19 protein-coding genes are annotated in these 20,231 nt (G+C 64.7%); 4 read left to right on the plus strand and 15 right to left on the minus strand.

All coding sequences use genetic code 11. From position 1 onward, the window contains the following. Nucleotides 1–33: 33 nt before the first annotated feature. The 8 genes from eutC to ehuR form a co-directional block, all read right to left on the minus strand. On the minus strand, nt 34–1,026 hold the full coding sequence (eutC, locus tag AC0L24_RS25190; RefSeq protein WP_127396497.1) for an ectoine utilization protein EutC: 993 nt from the start codon (nt 1,024–1,026) through the stop codon (nt 34–36). Beyond that, nucleotides 1,023–2,015 (minus strand): hydroxyectoine utilization dehydratase EutB, encoded by a 993-nt coding sequence (gene eutB / locus AC0L24_RS25195; RefSeq protein WP_292659884.1) that lies wholly within the window; start codon nt 2,013–2,015, stop codon nt 1,023–1,025. The genes eutC and eutB overlap by 4 nt, the downstream gene beginning before the upstream one ends. 186 nt (nt 2,016–2,201) lie before the next feature. After that, nucleotides 2,202–2,978 (minus strand): ectoine utilization protein EutA, encoded by a 777-nt coding sequence (eutA, locus tag AC0L24_RS25200; RefSeq protein WP_473564246.1) that lies wholly within the window; start codon nt 2,976–2,978, stop codon nt 2,202–2,204. Between the two features lie 3 nt (nt 2,979–2,981). Continuing rightward, nucleotides 2,982–3,641: an ectoine/hydroxyectoine ABC transporter permease subunit EhuD gene (gene ehuD, locus AC0L24_RS25205; protein ID WP_473564247.1), complete on the minus strand. Its 660-nt coding sequence runs from the start codon at nt 3,639–3,641 to the stop codon at nt 2,982–2,984. After that, complete coding sequence (gene ehuC, locus AC0L24_RS25210) at nt 3,641–4,300, minus strand: ectoine/hydroxyectoine ABC transporter permease subunit EhuC (RefSeq protein ID WP_473564248.1); 660 nt, start codon at nt 4,298–4,300, stop codon at nt 3,641–3,643. Before ehuC ends, ehuD begins: the two co-directional genes overlap by 1 nt. A gap of 157 nt (nt 4,301–4,457) precedes the next feature. Continuing rightward, nucleotides 4,458–5,309 (minus strand): ectoine/hydroxyectoine ABC transporter substrate-binding protein EhuB, encoded by an 852-nt coding sequence (gene ehuB / locus AC0L24_RS25215; RefSeq protein WP_127272429.1) that lies wholly within the window; start codon nt 5,307–5,309, stop codon nt 4,458–4,460. An 87-nt stretch (nt 5,310–5,396) separates the two neighbouring features. Then, nucleotides 5,397–6,188, minus strand: a complete 792-nt coding sequence (gene ehuA, locus AC0L24_RS25220; protein ID WP_127807775.1) for an ectoine/hydroxyectoine ABC transporter ATP-binding protein EhuA — start codon at nt 6,186–6,188, stop codon at nt 5,397–5,399. 272 nt (nt 6,189–6,460) lie between these two features. Then, nucleotides 6,461–7,846 (minus strand): MocR-like ectoine utilization transcription factor EhuR, encoded by a 1,386-nt coding sequence (gene ehuR, locus AC0L24_RS25225; RefSeq protein WP_127272428.1) that lies wholly within the window; start codon nt 7,844–7,846, stop codon nt 6,461–6,463. A gap of 81 nt (nt 7,847–7,927) precedes the next feature. Here ehuR and AC0L24_RS25230 point away from each other — a divergent pair, with 81 nt between their 5' ends. The 4 genes from AC0L24_RS25230 (at nt 7,928) to AC0L24_RS25245 (ending at nt 12,573) form a co-directional block, all read left to right on the plus strand. Continuing rightward, entirely contained in the window at nt 7,928–8,419 is a 492-nt protein-coding gene (locus AC0L24_RS25230) for an Lrp/AsnC family transcriptional regulator (protein ID WP_127807776.1), read from the plus strand. Nucleotides 8,420–8,549: 130 nt separating this feature from the next. Further along, the gene (locus AC0L24_RS25235) at nt 8,550–10,043 is read left to right on the plus strand and encodes an NAD-dependent succinate-semialdehyde dehydrogenase (RefSeq protein ID WP_473564249.1); all 1,494 of its coding nucleotides are present in this window, start codon (nt 8,550–8,552) and stop codon (nt 10,041–10,043) included. A gap of 38 nt (nt 10,044–10,081) precedes the next feature. Then, complete coding sequence (locus AC0L24_RS25240; protein WP_128363882.1) at nt 10,082–11,461, plus strand: aspartate aminotransferase family protein; 1,380 nt, start codon at nt 10,082–10,084, stop codon at nt 11,459–11,461. A gap of 8 nt (nt 11,462–11,469) precedes the next feature. Next, entirely contained in the window at nt 11,470–12,573 is a 1,104-nt protein-coding gene (locus tag AC0L24_RS25245; protein ID WP_128289919.1) for an alcohol dehydrogenase family protein, read from the plus strand. A 12-nt stretch (nt 12,574–12,585) separates the two neighbouring features. Here AC0L24_RS25245 and AC0L24_RS25250 read toward each other — a convergent pair whose 3' ends face one another. Genes AC0L24_RS25250 through AC0L24_RS25280 form a run of 7 tightly spaced genes read right to left on the minus strand, consistent with a single transcriptional unit; the run spans nt 12,586 to nt 20,125 of the window. Next, entirely contained in the window at nt 12,586–13,632 is a 1,047-nt protein-coding gene (locus AC0L24_RS25250) for an ornithine cyclodeaminase (RefSeq protein ID WP_127398933.1), read from the minus strand. Between the two features lie 29 nt (nt 13,633–13,661). Further along, nucleotides 13,662–14,291, minus strand: a complete 630-nt coding sequence (locus AC0L24_RS25255; protein ID WP_127807780.1) for an FMN-binding negative transcriptional regulator — start codon at nt 14,289–14,291, stop codon at nt 13,662–13,664. Nucleotides 14,292–14,294: 3 nt separating this feature from the next. Then, nucleotides 14,295–15,176: a branched-chain amino acid ABC transporter permease gene (locus tag AC0L24_RS25260; protein WP_127807781.1), complete on the minus strand. Its 882-nt coding sequence runs from the start codon at nt 15,174–15,176 to the stop codon at nt 14,295–14,297. 5 nt (nt 15,177–15,181) lie between these two features. Beyond that, nucleotides 15,182–15,886 carry an ABC transporter ATP-binding protein gene (locus AC0L24_RS25265; protein WP_473564251.1) on the minus strand — a complete coding sequence of 235 codons (705 nt, stop codon included), beginning with the start codon at nt 15,884–15,886 and terminating at the stop codon, nt 15,182–15,184. A 4-nt stretch (nt 15,887–15,890) separates the two neighbouring features. Further along, complete coding sequence (locus AC0L24_RS25270) at nt 15,891–17,057, minus strand: ABC transporter substrate-binding protein (RefSeq protein ID WP_127397965.1); 1,167 nt, start codon at nt 17,055–17,057, stop codon at nt 15,891–15,893. Nucleotides 17,058–17,102: 45 nt separating this feature from the next. After that, nucleotides 17,103–18,944, minus strand: coding sequence for a branched-chain amino acid ABC transporter ATP-binding protein/permease (locus AC0L24_RS25275; RefSeq protein WP_245481781.1), 1,842 nt, complete (start codon nt 18,942–18,944; stop codon nt 17,103–17,105). A gap of 14 nt (nt 18,945–18,958) precedes the next feature. Next, a complete protein-coding gene (locus AC0L24_RS25280; RefSeq protein ID WP_128362875.1) occupies nt 18,959–20,125 on the minus strand; it encodes an NAD(P)/FAD-dependent oxidoreductase in 1,167 nt (388 codons plus the stop codon). Between the last annotated feature and the right edge of the window lie 106 nt (nt 20,126–20,231).

Raw genomic sequence — 20,231 nt, forward strand, 5'->3', positions numbered from 1 at the left:
TTCCCACTTTTCCGGATGCTCCTGCGGCCAGCATCAGCTTTCGAAGATGGCCCCGGAACCGGCCACCCGCGCACGGTCTCGAGCGAGCGTGGCGATCGCCGTGTCCTGGACGCCAGTGCCGGTGAGATCGGCGATGGTGATGTCGCTGGCCGAGCGCCGTCCGTGTTTCGCGCCGGCGATGATCTGGCCGAGTTCGGTCACCTCTCCCTCGGCGGCCATCACGCCCGCCGCGATTGCATGATGCAGCTCACCCAGCCGCTTTGTCTGGCGGCCACTGTCAGCGGCATAGAGATCGGCCATGCGCAGGATTGCCGGCGCGATCTCGTTCTTGTGCTCGGCGTCCGATCCCATCGCGGTGATGTGCTGCCCTGCGGAAACGAAGCCGGCCTTGATCAGCGGCTCGGTCGAAGGCGTCGTGGTGACGATGATGTCGGCGCCGGCGACCGCGTTTGCCGCGTCGGGCTCGGCATGCACGAGAATGCCGAGCTTTTCGCGCAGGGCTCCGGCGGTTGCCTCGGCCTTTGCCGCATCGCGTGCCCAGATGCGCGCCTCGGCAATCGGCCGCACCAGCATGAGTGCTTCCAATTGCAGCCCGGCCTGGACGCCAGCACCGAAGATCGCGGCAACGGACGAGTCCTGCCGCGACAGATGTTTGGCGGCGACGGCGCCGGCAGCAGCGGTTCGGATATCCGTGAGATAGCCGTTGTCGAGCAGCAGCGCTTCGACCAGGCCGGTCTTGGCTGACAGCAGCACCATCATGCCGTTGACGCTGGGCAGGCCGAGCTTCGGATTGTCGAAGAAGCCGGGGCTGATCTTGATGGCGAAACCGTCAATGCCGGGCACATAGGCGGTCTTAACGTCGACCTCGCCGCGATGCTCGGGAATGTCTAGCCGCAGGATCGGCGGCATCGCCACCGGCAGAGTGGCAAGCGCACGGAAGGCGTTTTCGACGCAGGCGACGGCATCGAGATCGAGTGTCACGATCGCCCGCAACTCTTTCTCTGTAAGGATGGTCATCCGGCTCATGCGGCACGCTCCTTGAGCGATGGCGCTACGCCGCAAACGATTGTGCGGTGCGCGTCCATATCGATGTTGCGACCGGACAGCAGAACAACCATCGGCCCGTCCGACCTGACCTTGCCGGCCAGCAGTGCGGCGATGCCGACAGCACCCGCGCCCTCGACGATTTCGCGCTCCTGCGCATAGGCGTGACGGATTCCGGCGGCGATCTCGTCTTCGCTGAGCAGGATGACATCATCGAGCAGGTCGCGGCACATGGCGAAGGTCAGCCGATTGTCGAGGCCGATGCCGCCACCGAGCGAATCCGCCAGCGTCGGCAATTCTTCCACCAGCACCGGCTGGCCCGCATCGAGGCTGGCCTTCATCGCCGCGCCACGCGCCATCGAGACACCGATGATTTTTGTGCCGGGGCTGACGCCTTTGATGGCCGTAGCAACCCCTGAGGCGAGCCCACCGCCGGAGAGCTGGACCAGAACGAGGGCGGCATCCGGGACCTGCTCGATCATCTCAAGCCCGACCGTGCCTTGCCCGGCGATAATGTCGGGATGGTCGAAGGGCGGCAGCATCACCAGCCCCTCTTGCGCCACCAGCCGATCGACCTCCTGCTGGGCATCGTCCTGGCTGTCGCCGACGATGCGGACCTCCGCGCCAAGCCGGCGGATCTCGTCGAGCTTGTTGCCGGGCACCAGGCGCGACATGCAGATTACGGCGCGCATGCCTTCAAGCTTCGCCGCATGCGCCAGCGCGCGGCCATGATTGCCGGTCGAGGCCGCGACCACGCCCCGCGCCTTCTGTTCGGCGTTCAACGAGGCGACGGCGTTCGAGGCGCCACGCAGCTTGAAGCTGCCGGTGGTCTGGCGATGCTCGAGCTTGAGGTGAACGGGGACGCCGAACTGTTCCGAGAGGCTGTGGGACAAGACGGTTGGCGTGCGCTCGACTTTACCAGCGATACGCTCACGGGCGGTACGGATGTCGGTGAGGATGACGGCGGGCATCACGAAACGCCCCCCTCTGGCCTGCCGGCCATCTCCCCCTCAAGGGGGGAGATTGGCAGCTTCGACGCTGCCGTTCTTCCTGTCACGTCGGTGATTGGCGAAAGCCGGGCAGCAGCTAATCTCCCCCCTCGAGGGGGAGATGGCGGGCAGGCCAGAGGGGGTCGCTCGTGAATGTGGGACATAATCTTACTGAACCAACGGCAACGTCATCAGCCGCCCGAACTCAGGATGCGGCGCCTCATCCCCGCACAATCTCAGGCAGTTCCAGGCGCTGGCCTGGTTGCTGGTCACCACGGGACGGCCGATCGCCTTTTCCATGCCGGTGACCGCGAGTGCACCGCGCAGCGCCGTGCAGGAGACGAACAGCGCATCGGCGCTCGCGTCGGTCGCCTCACGCGCCAGATCGACAAGCGTTGCAGGTGCGATTCGCGCCATCTCGCGGTCGTCCTCGAAGCCGAGACAGGTGAAGCTGACGATGTCGAAGCCTCGCGCGGCGAAATAGGCGGCCATCGGCCTGGATGTCTCGACCGTGTAGGGAGTGAGGATGCTGATCTTGCTTGCGCCCAGCGCGCGCAGCCCGCGCACGCCCGCCATCGGCGGGGTAACGACTGAAATACCGGGCTTGGCGGCCTGGATCGCCGCCTCGATCTCGGCATCGCCGATCACCACCGACGCCGAGGTGCAGGAATAGCAGATGGCATCGAGCTTCTCGTCCGGCAGGATCAGGGCCGCGCCCGCCGTCAGCGCCGGCTGCATCTTGCGCAGGTTTTCAGGCGTCGTCGGGTTGGCATAGGGAATGCGCGCGACATAGACGCCGACCCGCTCGCTCGCCACCATGCGGCGGAAATCCGGCTCGCTGGTGTGGTCGGTGGCCAGGATGATCAGGCCGACGCGCCGTTCAAGCGGGCGCGCCTCCAACTGCGGCCGCTTCGGATAGACCTTGATCTCGGGCAAGGGTTTCATCGGCTACCTCTCGATCTTGCCGTAGCGACGTTCCAGCCAGCGCAGCAGCACGACCGAAAACAGACTGATGACGAGGAAGAAAGCGCCGACCAGCGTAATCGGCTCGATGTAACGATAATAGGTGTTGGCGACGCTTTTCGCCTGGTTCATCAGCTCCAGCACGGTGATTGCCGACAGCAGTGGCGTCTCCTTGAACATGGCGATGAAATAATTGGCCAGCGCCGGGATCATCGGCGGAATGGCCTGCGGAATGATGATGTGTGTCCAGGTCTGCCTGGCGCTTAGATTGCAGGCCTTGGCGGCCTCCCATTGGCCGCGCGGCACATTGTCGATGCCGGCGCGATAAACCTCGGCGGTGTAGGTGCCGTAGTGCAGCCCGAGCCCGATGACACCGGCGACCAGCGGCGGCAACAGGATGCCGATGTCGGGCAGCACGTAGAAGATGAAATAGAGCTGCACCAGCAGCGGCGTGCCGCGAACGAACTCGGCGAGGAAGCCGACCGTGCGCGACAACGCCTTGTTGGGCGAGCGGCGCGCCAGCGCGATGCCCAACCCGACGATCGCCGCCAGCACCGAGCCGAGCAGCGTTGCCAGGATGGTGATCTTCACCCCCTGGATCAGCGTCGGCATGATTTCCCAGACGAAATTCCAATCCCATTCCATCAGGCACGCACCCCATCGAGGCCGCGCGCCATGCGGTGTTCCAGCGAACGCACGCCCCACGAGATGAGCAGGGCGAGGATGAAATAGATGAACAGGATGGTGGCGAACGGCACCATGGTGTTGCCGGTCTGGGCACGCACCACCTGCGCCTGGAAGGTCAGGTCGGTGAGCGAGATCAGCGACACCACGGCGGTCGCCTTGAGCAATTCGATGGCGTTGTTGCCGAAAGTCGGCAGCATCACCAGCAGCGCCTGCGGCAGGATGATGTGGCGCATGCCTTGCCACCGCCCGAGATTGAGCGCGGTGCAGGCCTCATACTGTTCGCGGCCGATCGACTGGATGGCACCGCGCACGACTTCGGCGGCGTAGGCGCCGACATTGAGGCCGAGCGCCAGCACGCCGGCCTGCAACGGGGTCAACGAAATGCCGATGAAGGGCAGCACGAAATAGGCCCAGAACAACTGCACGAAGATCGAGGTGCCGCGGAAGAATTCGATGTAGGCGGTGGCCAGCGCGCGCAGCACGAAGAAACGCGACAGCCGCCCCATTCCGGCAAGAAAGGCCATGAACAGCGCAAGCACCGACCCCATCAGCGTCAGCTCGATGGTGACAATCGCTCCCTGCAATATCAGGCCGAAATAGCCGGACCACTGGGTCATTTACGTTCCAACGTTGGGTTTAGCTCCTTCTCCCCATTTACGGGGAGAAGATGCCGGCAGGCAGATGAGGGGCGGCACTAGAGTCTCAGAACTTGGCGCCGCCCCTCATCCGTCACTTCGTGACACCTTCTCCCCGTTGAACGGGGAGAAGGAAAAATCACTTCGCCGCGCAGAGCTTGTCGCGGCTGGTCGACATCGCCGCCGCCGCCGAGAAGCCGTAGGGTTCGATAATCTTGGCGAACTCGCCCGATTTCTTCATCTTGGCCAGTTCGACGTCGAAGGCGTCGCGCAGTGCCTCATCGCCCTTCTTGAAGGCGGCGCCGTCGCAATAGACCGGTGCGCCCTGCACCGGAGCGATGACTTCGAGGTTCGGATCGTTGGCCTTCTTGACCAGATCATTGATCGACAGGACGGGCAGCGAATAAGCGTCGATGCGGCCATCCTGGAGCATCTTCACGCCACTCTGGCCATCCGGCACGACGATGACGCGATCGCGCGGCACGCCGGCATTGAGCGCGAGCTTCTCTTCGGTGCCGCCGCCCGGCGCGCCGATGGTCGCAGTCGTATCCTTGGCGACATCCTCATAGCTCTTGAAGCCCTTCGGATTGCCCTTCTTCACCAGCATCGCCTCTGCATCGCAAAGCACCGGCTCGGAATAGACGACGGCGGCGCAGCGTTCCGGCTTCATGAACAGGCCGGCGGTGACGACATCGAAGCGACCGGCCTGCAGGCCGGGGATCATGGCGCCATATTCGGAGATCGAAGCGGCGACGTCGGCGACGCCGAGCCGCTTGAATATCTCGCGGGCCACATCAGGCGCGGCACCCGAAACCTTGCCGTCGGCGGCGACCGCCGTATAGGGCGGCTCGTTGGCGATGGCGAGGCGGGCGAAACCTTGCGCCTTGAGCTGTTCGAGCTTGCTGTCGTCGGCCGAACCGGGGATCGAGGCGGCCAGCACCGCCGTCAGTGCTAGACCGGCAACGCCGGCCAGAATGCCAAGTTTGTTCATTGTTCCCAACTCCTTGTTTCTTGTCTTGCTTTGTTGCGAGGCGGCCCTCGCCACCTCGGGACGACTTCGTCGCCCTGGGCATTGCGGTCAGACGCGATGTCCGGCTGCGATGATCTTCTTCAGGAAGCCTTGCGTGCGCTCCTGCTTGGGATTGCGGAAAATCTCGTCCGGCTTGCCTTCCTCGACGATCCTGCCACGATCGAAGAACAGCACCCGGTCGGCGAAATCGTGGGCGAAACCCATCTCGTGGGTGACCAGCAGCATGGTCATGTCGGTCTCGGCGGCGAGTTTGCGCATGACGTTCATCACCTCCTCGACCAGCTCCGGATCGAGCGCCGACGTCACCTCGTCGAACAGCATGATCTTCGGCGACAGCGCCAGCGCCCGGGCGATCGCCACGCGCTGCTTCTGACCACCGGACAGCTGCGCCGGCATGGACATGGCCTTGTCGGCCATGCCGACCATTTCGAGCAGTTCCATCGCCCGCTTTTCGGCGGCCGCACGTGGCGTGCCCTTGGTCAGCATCGGAGCCAGCGTGACATTGTCCATGACGCATTTGTGCGGAAACAGGTTGAACAGCTGGAAGACCATGCCGATCTTCTGACGCATCCTTGTCAGATGCCGCTCATCGGCGGCCAGCAGCTGGCCATTGCGCTCCATGTGGTAGAGCTGCTCGCCGTCGATCTGGATATGACCGCCATCGATGCGCTCAAGCGTCATCAGGATGCGCAGGATCGTCGTCTTGCCCGAGCCCGACGGGCCGATCAGCGCCAGCTTCTCGCCGGGCATGACCTGCATCGACAGGCCGTCCAGCACCTTGAAGCTGCCGAAGCTCTTCGAGATGTCGTCGATCTTGATGATGGGCGCTGATGCGGACAAATAAATTCCCCGTGCTGGAGAAGCCTGTGCCCCTTAACGATGCGGAACGCGCCAAATCATGTCAATCGGGAAAATAATATCATGACAATATTTCCCATTCCGCACAATTCTTGAGCAACCAGTGCCGAAGAGTGCGCCGGGATTCGGGTCAGGCCGAGCCGAGAATGGGAGCCTCCGAGAACCGGAACGGAGCGTACTTTTCGTACGTGAGTACCGGAAGCGCAGGAGGCTGCCTTTCGCAGGCCGGCATCACCCGGATAGCGGCGCACTCGCTAGATAGCGAGCAGCAGGTGCTCGGGATCGCCGAGCAAAAGCTTGGTGACAACGCCGAGGCCGGCGCGCAGTTCCCCCTCGGTGGTCGAACCCAGCGAGATACGTACCGCCGGATGCCAGGGCGCAGCCGAAATACGGAAGGACGTGCCGGGTGCAATCGCCACGCCCTGCAGGCGAGCCTGGGCGACAAAGCTTTCCTCGGCCCGGTCGGCCGGCAGTTGCAGCCAGACATGCAACCCGTCGCGCCGGGCGCGATAGTCCACCCCCGCCAGCACTTGCGCTGCAATATCCTGCCGGCGCCGCAAAGCCGCGCGCTGCCAGTGGACAAGCTCCATCGCCGTGCCGTCGGTCACCCATTTGGTGGCGATCTCGGCCACCAGCGGCGTCGCCATCCAGTTCGAGACCAGATGCCGGTTGGCGACGGCGGCGACGTAGCGGTCGGGCGCGGCCAGATAGCCGATGCGCAGACCGGGCACGGTGATCTTGGTGAAGGAGGTGACGTAGAGCGTGCGCTCCGGCGCGAACGCGGCAACCGGCGGCGGCCGGTCTTCGACCAGCGGACCGAGCACATCGTTCTCGATGATGGCGATGTCGTGCTTGCGCGCGACCGCGGCGATCTCTTCTCGCCGCCGCGCATCCATCAGGGTCGCCGTCGGGTTGATCACCGAGGGCTGCACGAAGACCGCGCGGATGTCGGAAAGCCGGCAGGCCTCGTCCAGCGCTTCCGGGATCAGGCCGTTATCGTCGATCGGCAGGCCTTCCAGATTGAAGCCGAGATAGCGCGCCAGCGGCACCAGCGTGTGGTGGCCGATCGCCTCGGTGGCAACCGTCGAGCCCGGCGGCGCGACGCTCATCAGCGCCACGGTCATGCCGGCGGTGGCGCCGTTGGTCAGGCTGACGTTCTGCGGCGATGCATCGAGGCCACAAAGCCTCAGCCATTCGACCGCCACCGCGCGGTGGCGGGGAAACACCATGTTGGGCCGGAACGAAAGTGCTGAACTCGACGGCAGGTTCTCAGCCAGCCAGCCCAGTGCCTGTTTTAGCCGCTCCAGATGCATCGGCTCACAAACCGGTTTCAGGATCGACAGGTCGATGACTTCGCCGAGCCGCTCCGGCAGGTAGGGCGGCTCCGGCTCGCGGCGCTGCGTCTGGACGAAGCTGCCGCGGCCGATCTCGCCCGAAATCAGGCCGCGACGGATTAGCTCTTCATAGGCGCGACTGACCGTCTGCACCGAAAGTTTCAGATCGTCGGCCAGCCTGCGATGGGTCGGCAGCCGCGCGCCATTGGCAAGGCGCCCGTCATGGATGGCGCGCGCGAACTGGTCGGCCAGCGATTGATATGCCGGCCGCCTGATGAGTGCGGGATCGGGTTGCCACAATGTCATGACTTATTAGAGATCGAAATCAGTGCAATTGACAATCGAAATAATGCGCCGTCATGGTACTCGGACGAAAAGTGAGCTCTGATGACATCAGCGAAACTCGACCCGATCGACCTGAAAATCCTCGACGCCATCCAGCGCGACGGACGCATCACCAAGCTGGCGCTGGCCGATCAGGTCGGGCTGTCGCCGACGCCGTGCTGGATGCGGCTGCGCAAGCTGGAAAAGGCCGGCATCGTCTCGGGCTATCATGCCAGGATCGCCATGCGCGTCGTCGCACCCGTCGCCACCGTGCTGATGGAGGTGACGCTGGCCAACCACCGCCAGGCCGATTTCGACCGCTTCGAGCGCGTCATCCGAGACATCCCAGAGATCGTCGCCTGCTGGTCGGTGGGCGGCGGCGTCGACTATGTGCTGAAGGTGATGGCGCGCGACATCGACGCCTATCAGCGGCTGGTCGACGGCTTGCTCGACCGCGAAATCGGCATCGATCGGTACTTCACCTACATCGTCATCAAGACGGTGAAGGACGAGATCGCGCTGCCTATAGCCGACCTGCTGCCGGCGTCGGCTTAAGGCCGGAGAGATCGTCTGCCGAGGCGACGCAATAGAGAGAGTCTCTCTACTTCAAGGCATCCAAACAGCCTCTCTATCTGCATCGGGCGGATAGTCTTCCCGTATCAGTCCGAACCGGGAGGTCTCGACCATGTCCGCGCATTTCGCCCGCTCGCATCGCCATGAAGCGCTCGACCGCCTCGCCGACCGCCGGCTGCTGCGCGAACTCGCCTATGTCGACGGCCACTGGACCGCAAGCGAGGCCGCCGAGAGCTTCGAGGTCACCGACCCGGCCACCGGCACCACCGTCGCTTTCGTCGCCGCGCTCGACGGCCGGCAGACGACGAAGGCAATCGATGCTGCCGCAAGCGCCTTTCCGGCTTGGCGGGCGCTGTTGCCGCAGGAGCGTTCGAAAACCTTAAGAAAATGGTTCGAGCTGATCATCGCTGCAAAGCAAGACCTCGCTCTGCTGATGACGCTGGAACAGGGCAAGCCGCTGCAGGAATCGCTCGGCGAAATCGATTATGCCGCCTCCTTCATCGAATGGTATGCCGAGGAAGCAAAACGCCTGAACGCCGAGAGCGTCACCAGCCATCTGCCGAACGCCGAAATGATGGTGCGGCGCGAGGCGCTCGGTGTCGTCGGCGTCGTCACGCCGTGGAATTTTCCGTCGGCGATGCTGACCCGCAAGGCGGCGGCAGCCCTTGCCGCCGGCTGCACCATCGTTGCGCATCCGTCGTCGGAAACGCCGCTGTCGGCGCTGGCGCTGGCCGAGCTCGGCGAACGCGCCGGCTTGCCCGCTGGCGTCTTCAACGTCATCACCGGCAAGGCTTCGACCATCGTCGGGCGGATGTGCGAAGACCCGCGCGTTCGCGCCATGAGCTTTACCGGCTCGACCGAGATCGGCCGGCTGATCGCCGCGCAAAGCGCGCCGACCATGAAACGGCTGGTGATGGAGCTTGGCGGCCATGCCCCGCTGATCGTCTTTGCGGATGCCGATCTGGACAAGGCGGTTGATATCGCCATCGACGCCAAATTCGCCACGTCGGGCCAGGACTGCCTCGCCGCCAACCGTATCTATGTTCAGCGTCCGATCTACGATCGCTTCTGCGCCGCGTTCACCGCGCGCATCGAGGCGCTGCGAACCGGCAATGGCCTTGCAGATGGCACCGACATCGGCCCGCTGATGCATGAGCGCGCGATCAAGAAGGTCGAAGAGCAGGTCACCGATGCGCTGACCCATGGCGCGCGCTGCCTCACCGGCGGCAAGCGGCACCAGGCTGGCCCCCTGTTCTATCAGCCGACGCTGCTGGCCGATGTCACCGATGAAGCGCTGATCATGCGCGAGGAGACTTTCGGTCCGGTCGCCGCCGTGACGGCTTTCGACAGCGAGGACGAGGTGATCGCCCGCGCCAACGCTACCGAATATGGCCTCGTTGCCTATGTCGTGACCGAGAATGGTGGCCGGCAGCAGCGTATGGGCCGCGCCCTCGATTACGGTATGGTCGCCATCAACCGCGTCAAGATCACCGGCGCGCCGATTCCGTTCGGCGGCGTCAAGCAATCGGGCATCGGGCGCGAAGGCTCGCGCCACGGACTCGAGGCTTTCACCGATCTCAAATATCTCTGCCTCGATGTAGCTTAAGCTGCGCCGGAATCACCGTTTTGTCAGGAGTCAAAAGAATGCTCGACCAGTCCAACGAACTCGCCGCCTGGGATCGCGACCACTTCTTCCACCCCTCGACCCATATGGGCACGCATGCACGGGGCGAGAGCCCGACGCGCATCATGGCCGGCGGTGAAGGCGTCACCGTCTGGGACAACAATGGCAGGAAGAGCCTCGATGCCTTTGCCGGGCTCTATTGCGTCAATGTCGGCTACGGCCGCCAGAAGATCGCTGACGCCATCGCCAACCAGGCGAAGAACCTCGCTTACTACCACGCCTATGTCGGCCACGGCACCGAGGCCTCGATCACGCTGGCCAAGATGATCATCGACCGCGCGCCGCAGGGCATGTCGCGGGTCTATTTCGGCCTCTCCGGTTCCGATGCCAACGAAACCAACATCAAGCTGATCTGGTACTACAACAACGTGCTCGGCCGGCCGGAGAAGAAGAAGATCATTTCGCGCTGGCGCGGCTATCACGGCTCGGGCGTGATGACTGGATCGCTGACCGGGCTCGACCTGTTCCACAACGCCTTCGACCTGCCGCGCGCGCCGATCCTGCACACCGAGGCACCCTACTACTTCCGCCGTGCCGACCGCTCGATGAGCGAGGAGCAATTTTCTCAGCATTGCGCCGACAAGCTCGAGGAGATGATCCTGGCTGAGGGTCCGGAAACCGTCGCGGCCTTCATCGGCGAGCCGATCCTCGGCACCGGCGGCATCGTGCCGCCGCCGGCCTTCTACTGGGAAAAGATCCAGGCGGTGTTGAAGAAGTACGACGTGCTTCTGGTCGCCGACGAGGTGGTGACGGGCTTCGGCCGTCTGGGCACCATGTTCGGCTCCGACCATTACGGCATCAAGCCCGACCTGATCACCATCGCCAAGGGCCTGACCTCGGCCTATGCCCCGCTGTCGGGCGTCATCGTCGCCGACAAGATGTGGCAGGTGCTGGTTGAGGGTTCCGACAAGCTCGGTTCGCTCGGTCATGGCTGGACCTATTCGGCGCATCCGATCTGCGTCGCCGCCGGCGTCGCCAATCTCGAACTGATCGACGAGATGGACCTGGTGACAAATGCCAAGGAGACCGGCGCCTATTTCCGCGCCGAGTTGGCCAAGGCAGTCGGCGGCCACACGAATGTCGGGGACGTCCGCGGCGACGGCATGCTGGCGGCGGTGGAATTCGTTGCCGACAAGGACGACCGGGTGTTCTTCGACGCCTCGCTCAAGATCGGGCCGCAGGTGGCGACGGCACTTGCCGCAAGCGGCGTCATCGGCCGCGCCATGCCGCAGGGCGATATTCTCGGCTTCGCGCCGCCGCTCTGCCTGACCCGCGAGGAAGCCGACATCGTCGTGTCGAAGACCGCCGATGCCGTGAAGAGCGTGTTTGCCAATCTCTGAGATCGACTATGAATGCCATGATCAGAACCCTCCCCGCCACCATGGCCGCCGTGCTGCTCACCGGGCACGGCGGACCGGAAAAACTCGTCTACCGCAGCGATGTGAAAGTGCCCGGGCCCGCTCCCGGTGAAGTGCTGGTCAAGGTCAGCGCTTGCGGGATGAACAACACCGATGTCTGGGTGCGCCAGGGCGCCTATGGCACGGAGGAGGACGCTGCCGCCGTGTCGACATGGCGCCGCCAGGGCAACACGCTTGTTTTCCCGCGCATCCAGGGCACGGACACCGTCGGTATCGTCGCCGCCGTCGGCGAAGGCGTATCGCCGGACCGTATCGGCGAACGGGTGATGGTCGATTTCTCGATCTACAACCGCGACGACGATTCACTCGCCGACATCGATTATATGGGCCATGGCCGCGATGGCGGTTACGCCGAATACCAGGCCGTGCCGGCCGAGAACGCTCATGTCATCGACACCGACATGAGCGATATCGAACTCGCCACCTTCTGCTGCGCCTACCTGACCGGTGAACAGATGCTGGAGCGCGCGGCGCTCAAGGCCGGCGAGCGCGTGCTGGTCACCGGCGCTTCGGGCGGTGTCGGTTCCGGCATCGTGCAGTTGGCACGGGCGCGCGGTGCCATTCCCTATGCCGTCGTCGGCAAGGGCAAGGAACAGGCGGTGCTCGACATCGGCGCCGAGGCCGTCATCACCCGTGGTGTTGCCGACCTGCCGCAAGCCGTGAACGAGGCGACCGGAGGCCAGCCGATCGACGTGGTGGCCGACCTCGTCGGCGGCGCCATCTTCAACGACCTGTTGCGTATTCTCAGGCCCGAGGGCCGTTACACTACCGCAGGCGCGATTGCCGGCCCGGTCGTGCAGCTCGATCTCAGGACCATGTACCTGAAGCAATTGCAGCTGCACGGCTCGAGCCAGGGCACGCGTGCGGATTTCCGCCGCATCGTTGGGTACATCGAGGCGAAGAAAATCCGGCCGCTGGTTGGCGGCGTCTACAAGCTCTCCGATTTCCACCATGCGCAGGCGGATTTCATCGCCAAGGCTTTCGTCGGCAAGCTGGTGGTGGTGCCGGATGCCATGTGGGGCTCGGCTGGCTGAACAACGCTCATCTCAACCATGCTGGGCCGCCCTCAACAGCATGCCGAACAGGTCGCGCGGCTCGTCGGGGTCGGCCAGCATGTCGAGTTCCTGGTAGAGGCCAGTCGAGCGCAGCTGGTCCCTGACATAGCGCAGTGCCGAAAAGTCCTCGATGGCGAAGCCGACCGAATCGAACAGCGTGATCTGGGTGGCATCGCGCCGGCCTTGCACGGCGCCTGACATCACCTGCCACAGCTCGGTCACCCCATGATCCGGTGCAAGCTGCTGGATCTCGCCCTCGATGCGGGTCTGCGGCGGATATTCGACGAAGATGTCGGAGCGCAGCAGGATATCGCGGTGCAGTTCGGTCTTACCGGGGCAGTCGCCGCCGACCGCGTTGATGTGCACGCCGGAGCCGACCATGTTGTCGGTGAGGATGGTGGCGTACTGCTTGTCGGCGGTGACGGTGGTGATGATGTCGGCTCCCTCGACAGCCTCCTGCGCGGTGCCGCAGGCGATCATGTCGAAGCCGAGACCGGCGAGATTGCGGATGCATTTTTCGGTGGCAGTGCGGTCGATGTCGTAAAGCCTCAGCCTGTCGACGCCGAGCAGCGCCTTGAAGGCCACCGCCTGGAATTCGGCCTGGGCGCCGTTGCCGATCAGCGCCATGCAGCTGGAGCCGGCCGGCGCCAGGTATTTGGCGGCCAGAGCCGACATCGCCGCCGTGCGCAGCGCGGTCAGGATGGTCATTTCGGATAGCAAGACAGGATAGCCATTGTGGACATCGGCGAGCATGCCGAAAGCCGTCACCGTCTGGCGCCCCTCGCGCATGTTCTTGGGATGGCCGTTGACGTATTTGAAGCCGTAGACCTCGCCGTCGCTGGTCGGCATCAGTTCGATGACACCTTCGGCGCTGTGCGAGGCCACGCGCGGGGTCTTGTCGAACAGCTCCCAGCGGCGGAAATCATCCTCGATGTAGCTGGCGAGTTCGACGAGGAAGCGCTCGACGCCGATCTTCAGCACCAGCTTCATCATATGATCGACGCTGACGAAGGGCACGATGTTGAGATTGGGGATCATTTTTTCTTATCCTTGCCGCATGCAGGCGGTCAGTCCTGGCGATACGCGTTGTGCGCCTTCATCATCGCCGCCAGCGCCGGATCGTTTTGCTCCAGCGCCCTGATGGCTCCGCCTGTGTCATAGAGGCGCTCATCCTGCCCCATCTTGAACTTGGCTTCGAGCCGCCCGATCGGCAGGTCAAACCCCATGATACCAGGTATACGCCGCTCCATGCCGCCAGGTCCCAGCTCGCGCATGCGCCAGCGGTCATCGCGATCTTTTTCCAGCACCTCGACAAGCTGCAGGAGATGCCGGGCGGTGGCGTGCTCGTCGAGCGGCACCGGATGCCCATGACAATGCACGACAGCAAAATTCCAGGTCGGCGCGCTGTCGCGCACCGGATTGCGCGGATACCAGGACGGCGAGATATAGCCATGCGGGCCGTGGAAGATGGCGACGGTCTCCCTGCCTTCGCTGATCAAGGTGCTGTGCGGATTGGCCCTGGCGAGATGCGAGACCAGAGTTCCGTTTTCACCCCGCGCGCGATCGAGCACGAAGGGAAGATGCGAGACGACGAGCCCTTGCGGTCCCGCTGTCACCACCGCGGCGAAGGCCGCGGCCTCGATCAGGCCGAACACCTCGTCGTGCGACAGCGGCGCAAATTCAGGCTTGCTGTACATAGATCAGCTTCGCTGGGCGCGGACCGCCGGGATCAGGCCTTGCGGGCGAACCAGCAGCACGGCGATGACGCCCGACAGCACGATGGCGTCGCGATAGGGGGCGATCGCTCCCGGCAATGTCGCCTGCAACAGCACCTCGATGATGCCGAGCAGAAAACCGCCGGCGACAGCACCTGGCAAGCTGCCGAGCCCGCCGACGACGGCGGCGATGAACGCCTTCAACACCGGCGTAAAGCCCATCAGCGGATCGACCGAGGCGCGCTGCGCCACCCACAGCATAGCCGCCAGCCCGGCCAGCAGGCCGGAGAGCAGGAAGGCGGTGGCGATGATGCGGCTGGCCGGAATGCCCATCAGGCGCACGACGTCGAAATCTTCCGCCGCGGCGCGCATCGCCGTGCCGGTCACCGAGCGGCGCAGGAAGACTTCCAGCGCAATCAGCGCCAGTGCGGAGACGACGATGGAGATGCTGGGACCGACGCCTATGGTGAAATCGCCGAAGGAGAAGGCGCCGGTCATCCAACCGGGCATTGCGACAGCTTGCGGCCGCGCCGAAATGCCGTTCTGGAAGACGACTTTCAACAGGCTGGAGACGGCAAAGCTGGTCAACAGCAGGCTGGTGACGCTGGCGCCGCGCATCGGCCTGAACGCGATACGCTCCATGATGACCGCGGCGAGCGCGCCGCAGGAGACGGCGACAAGCACCGCCACCGGGAAGGGAAAACCCAGCACCAGCGAGGCCAGAAGCGCATAGCCCGACAGCGTCATCAGCTCGCCATGGGCGAAGTTGATGAGGCCGACGATGGAAAAGACGATCGCCAGCCCGAGCGCCAGCAGCGCATAGACGCCGCCGAGGCTCACCGCATTGATGATCTGCTGCGCGATCATGCTTCTTAAGCTCCCAGATAGGCTTGGCGGACGAGGTCCGATGAAGCGAGTTCTTTTGCCGTGCCCGACAGCACCACCTCGCCATTGGCGAGCACAACGGCGCGGTCGGCGATTTCGAGCGCCAGCGCCACATTCTGTTCGACCAGCAGGATGGTCAGGCCCTTGCGGCGCAGGTCGGCGATCAGGTCGAAGACGGTGTCGATCAGTTGCGGGGCAAGGCCGAGCGAAGGTTCGTCGAGCAGGATCATGCGCGGCTTGCCCATCAGCGCGCGGGCGATGGCCAGCATCTGCTGTTCGCCGCCCGACAGATTGCCGCCCTTGACGCGGTGGTAGCGGCGCAGGATCGGGAACAGCTCCAGCATCTCCTCTTCGCGCAGCCTTGCCTCGGCCGCCGGCTGATGCACTGCGCCGCCGAGACGCAGATTATCGGCCACCGTCAGGCTGGCGAAGATACGGCGGCCTTCGGGAACCAGCGCGACGCCCTTGCGGGCAATCGCCTCCGGCGCCAGGCCGGTGATGTCGACACCGTCGAAGACCACCTTGCCCGATGCCGCCGGCACCAGCCCGGCGACGGCGCCGAGCGTCGAACTCTTGCCGGCGCCGTTGGCGCCGACCAGCGCGATGATCTCGCCGCTGCCGACGGTGAGGTCAACGCGGCGTACCGCCTCGACCTCGCCGTACCGGATTTTCAGGGCTTCGACGCTCAGCATGACATCACGGCGCGGGAACGTCGGCAGCGTCGGGGATCAGGGTCTGGACATGCTTGCCCTCGCCGCCCTCGTAGCGCATCAGCGCCACCGGCCGCAGCGGCATGCGGTCCGTGCCGGCATAGGTGATCTTGCCGGTGATGCCTTCGAAATCCTTGAGGCCGGCGATGGCGTCGCGGATCGCCTTAGGGTCGTCGGAGCCCGCCGTCTTGACCGCCTGGTCGAGGATCAGGCCGATCTCGTAGCCATTGACTTCATAGGTCGATTCCGGTGCGTGGCCGGCATATTTGGTGAAGGCTGCGTTGAAGGCCTCGAGCTTGCTGCCCGGCTCGGCATAGCCGGCCGCGGTGTAGACGACGCCATCGACCAATTTGCCGAGCGCCTTGATGGTCGGCGTGCCGATGGCATCGGCGCCATAGACCGGGATGGTGACGCCGGCGCCGCGCAATTGCTGGATGAAGGCCGGGAAATCCGGCTCGTAGGCCGCCGTCATGATCAGGTCGGGCTTGTCGGCCAGGCCCTTGATGTTGGTGATCTCGGCGGAAAAGTCGGGCTGGCCCATGCTGAAGGTGCCGCGGCCGACAATGGCGCCGCCCTTCTTCTCGAACACCTTGCCGAAATATTCCGGCAGATTGGCGGTGTAGGTGGAGTCCGGCGAAGTCAGCAGGAACACCTTCTTCTTGCCTTCCGAGACGGCGAAGTCGGCGACCGCCGTCGCCTGCACATTGTCGGCCGGATAGGTGCCGAACATGACGTCGCCGACCGCGCCGGTGAGCACGGGGGCGGAGCCGCACAGCGTCAGGGTCGGAATACCAAGCGGCTGGGTCAGCTGGCCGGCGGAAATCGAGGGATCGGCATCGCACGGCGTGATCATGATCTTGGCGCCGGCGTCGATCAACTCCTGGGCGACGGTTGCGGTCTGCGCGGTGTCGGAGCGGGTGTCCTTGATCAGCAGCTTGACGGTGTATTTGCCAGCGAGGCCACCCTTGGCGTTGAGCTCGTCGAGCGACATGCGCAAGCCGGCAAGTGCCGGCTGGTCGTAGGGAGCGAGGCCACCGGTCTGCGCGGTCGCGGCACCGATGATGATCTCCTCGGCGCTGGCCGTCGAAATGGCGGCGATGCCGAACACGGCCGCGCACAGGGCGGCGCGATGGAGGCGATAGAGGCTTGGCATGTCGGTTCTCCTTCTGGATTTCTTATGGTTGGCTGTCGTTGCGGGTCATGCGGTCTGGTTTTCAGGCGTTGCGGTCTTGGCGCGCGACGTGCGGCTGCCGAGATAGGCTGCGATCACGGCGGGGTTCTTCTGGACATCGCCCGGCGTGCCGTCGGCGATGACGCGGCCATGATCGATGACGACGATGCGCTCGCACAGGTTCATCACCAGCCGCATGTCGTGTTCGATCAGGACGACGCCGATGCGGCGCTCGGTGCGGACTGTCGAGAGGATCGAAACCAGTTCGGCGGTCTCGACGGCGTTCATGCCGGCGGCCGGCTCGTCGAGCAGCAGGAAGCGCGGCTTCAACGCCAGTGCACGTGCCACTTCGAGCCGACGGCGCTGGCCGTAGGCAAGCCTGGCGGCCGGTTGATCGGCAAATCTCTCCAGCCCCATGCGCGCAAGTTCACCCATTGCCGCCGCCTCGGCATGGCCAAGATCCGGCTCCACCTGGCGGGCGGCGACGACGACATTTTCGAGCACGGTCATGTGCGGGAAGACGCGGATGTTCTGGAAGGTGCGGGCAACGCCGGAGCGGGCGAAGCGGAAGGCCGAAGCCTGCCGGACCACGCCACCCACCGACACGGTGCCGGCACTCGGCTTGATATCACCAGCCAGCATGTTGAGCAGCGTCGTCTTGCCGGCGCCATTGGGGCCGATGATGCCGGTGATGCTGTCGGTCTCGAAATCCAGGCTGACGTCGTCGACGGCGACGACGCCGGCATAGCGGCGCGACAGATGGACGGCGGTGAGCCGGTCACTCTCGACATGCCGCGGTGGCGCCGTTGAAGCCATCACGGCCTGGCGTCCGGGTCGGCGCAGCAGGTTCAGTTCACGCTCGCCGAACAGACCGGTCGGCCGCCGCCAGATAACCAGGATCATGGCGATGGCAAGCACGCCCTGGGTCAGGCCGAACAGGACGGGCAGATGCAGGCCGAGCACCTCGCCGCCGCCTTCGAAGCGGCGCACCACTTCGACCAAAACGATGGTGACGATGACGCCGGCGAAAGCGCCGAGCGACGAGGTCATGCCGCCGACGATCAGCATGGCGAGCATGGTGAAGCCGAGGTCGAAATAGAAATCGCGTGGCGAGAACGCACCCAGAAACTGCGCCATCATGGCGCCGGCGGCCATGGCGGCGACGACACCCGCCACCCAAGCGGCCAAACGCGCCGTGCGCTGGTCGACGCCGACGGCGGCGGCACCGCGCTCGTCATTGGCGGCGGCGCGGGCGGCAAGGCCGAAGGAGGTTTCGCGAAACAGCCTCGCCGCCACCAGCGCCATCGAAGCGACAGCGGCAGCCGTCCACAGCCCTACCTCGCGCGGCACGCCATAGAATGGCTGACTGCCGCGCGTGATCTCGCGCCCGGCCACCAGCAGCGTGTAGACGATGATCAGCATGGCAAGCGTTGCGATCGAAGCGCTCGATCCGGAAAGCCTGAGCAGCGGCGTGCCGGTCAACAGGCCGACGATGACCGCGAGAGCAAGGACGACGGCCAGCGCCGCGAAGAAGGAGAGTTGATACCCGGCGAGGAATTGCGGCAGGTCGCGCAGCGCCGTTCGCTGCAATGCGGTCGGCATGGTGAGGATGCCGGTGGCGTAGGCGCCAAGGCCGACAAAGGCGGCCTGACCGAACGAGACGATGCCGCTGTTGCCAGAGAATATCTGCAGGCCGAGCACCGCCGTCAGCATGATCGCGGCATAGGTGACCACACGTTGCATGGCGGCGCTGCCAAAGATGAAGGCGGCAAGCGCCACCAGCAGCAGCACCGCGACCATGCACAGGGCATCGGCAGTGGCGTTGCGAAACGCGGCCGGCATGAAGCCACTGGGCTTGCTCTCGCTCATCGTCACCGACGCCATTACGCGGCCCTGAAGCGATCGGGTGAAAACGGCGCCAGGATCGGTTGCGCGCCTTCGGTGACCAGCCTGGCCACCGCCTCGCCGACTGCCGGCCCGGTCTTGAAGCCGTGGCCGGAGGATCCCGCCGAAACGACCAGCCCTTCGACGTCAGGCATGGCGCCGATGACCGGCAGATCGTCGGGGCTCATGTCGTAGAGTCCGGCATAGCCGGGCCGGATGCCAAGCTCGGCCATGGCAGGGACTCTGTCAACGAAGGTCTCCAGAATCTCGACCGATTCCTGCTCCTCGACACCTTCCATGTAGTTGTCGGGATTTTCGACAAAACGCGGGCGGCCCGCATGTTCGTGGCGCAGGCCGGTGCCACCGCCGGCCCACGTGCCGGCCAGGATGACACCGTCATTGTCGGGCCGAGCATAGTTGCAGTAAATGTCGTCGCACCAGGCGAACGGCATGACCTGCCTTGCCTTGCCGGCAGCGTCGAGCACGGCCATCGGATGGCGCTCGACATGCAGCGGCAGATCGAGGCCGACCGTCGCCAGCAGGCGGCGCGTCCACGGCCCGGCGGCCAGGACGACGGTACCGGCTTCCAGCACCGTTCCATCAGTCAGAGTGACGCCGGTGATGCGGTCGCCCTGCCGCTGGAGGCTCTCGACCAACGTGTTCTGCATGATCCTGGCACCGTTGGCGCGGGCGGCACGGGCGATAGCGTTGGTGGCGCCGAAGGCATCGGCGTAGCCATATTCCGGCTCCCACAGCGCCATTGCGACATTGTCCAAGGCAAAGCCGGGTGCCGCGTCGGCAAAGGCCTGCGGTGACAATGTCTCGATGCGCGCGCCCTCGCCGCGGATGCGTTCGGCTGCCGCCGTCCAACTCACCTTGTTGTCGTTGCCGCAGACCCACATCATGCCGATTTCGGTGACGAAAGAGCCTTCGCCCGCGATTTCCGGCAGCGACACCAGGATCTCGCGGCCACGTATGGAAAGCTGCGACAATTCCGGCATCAGGTAGAAGGCGTGCAGCAGCGCCGACGATTTTCCCGACGGGCCGCCGGCGGGATGGGTCTGCTCGACCAATGTGACCTTCACACCGGCCTTGGCCAGATGATAGGCGGCGCTCGATCCGACAATGCCGGCACCGACGACGATGACGTCGCTTCCGTTTCGCATGGCTGTTCCCCACAGTCTCTTGGCTGCTTTCCGACAAGGTAGGGCCAGCGATCACGCAATGTCAACATCTCTTCATTGTTGACCAAGATTTAAATCTCTGTAATAA

Source organism: Mesorhizobium sp. WSM4809, assembly GCF_055811655.1.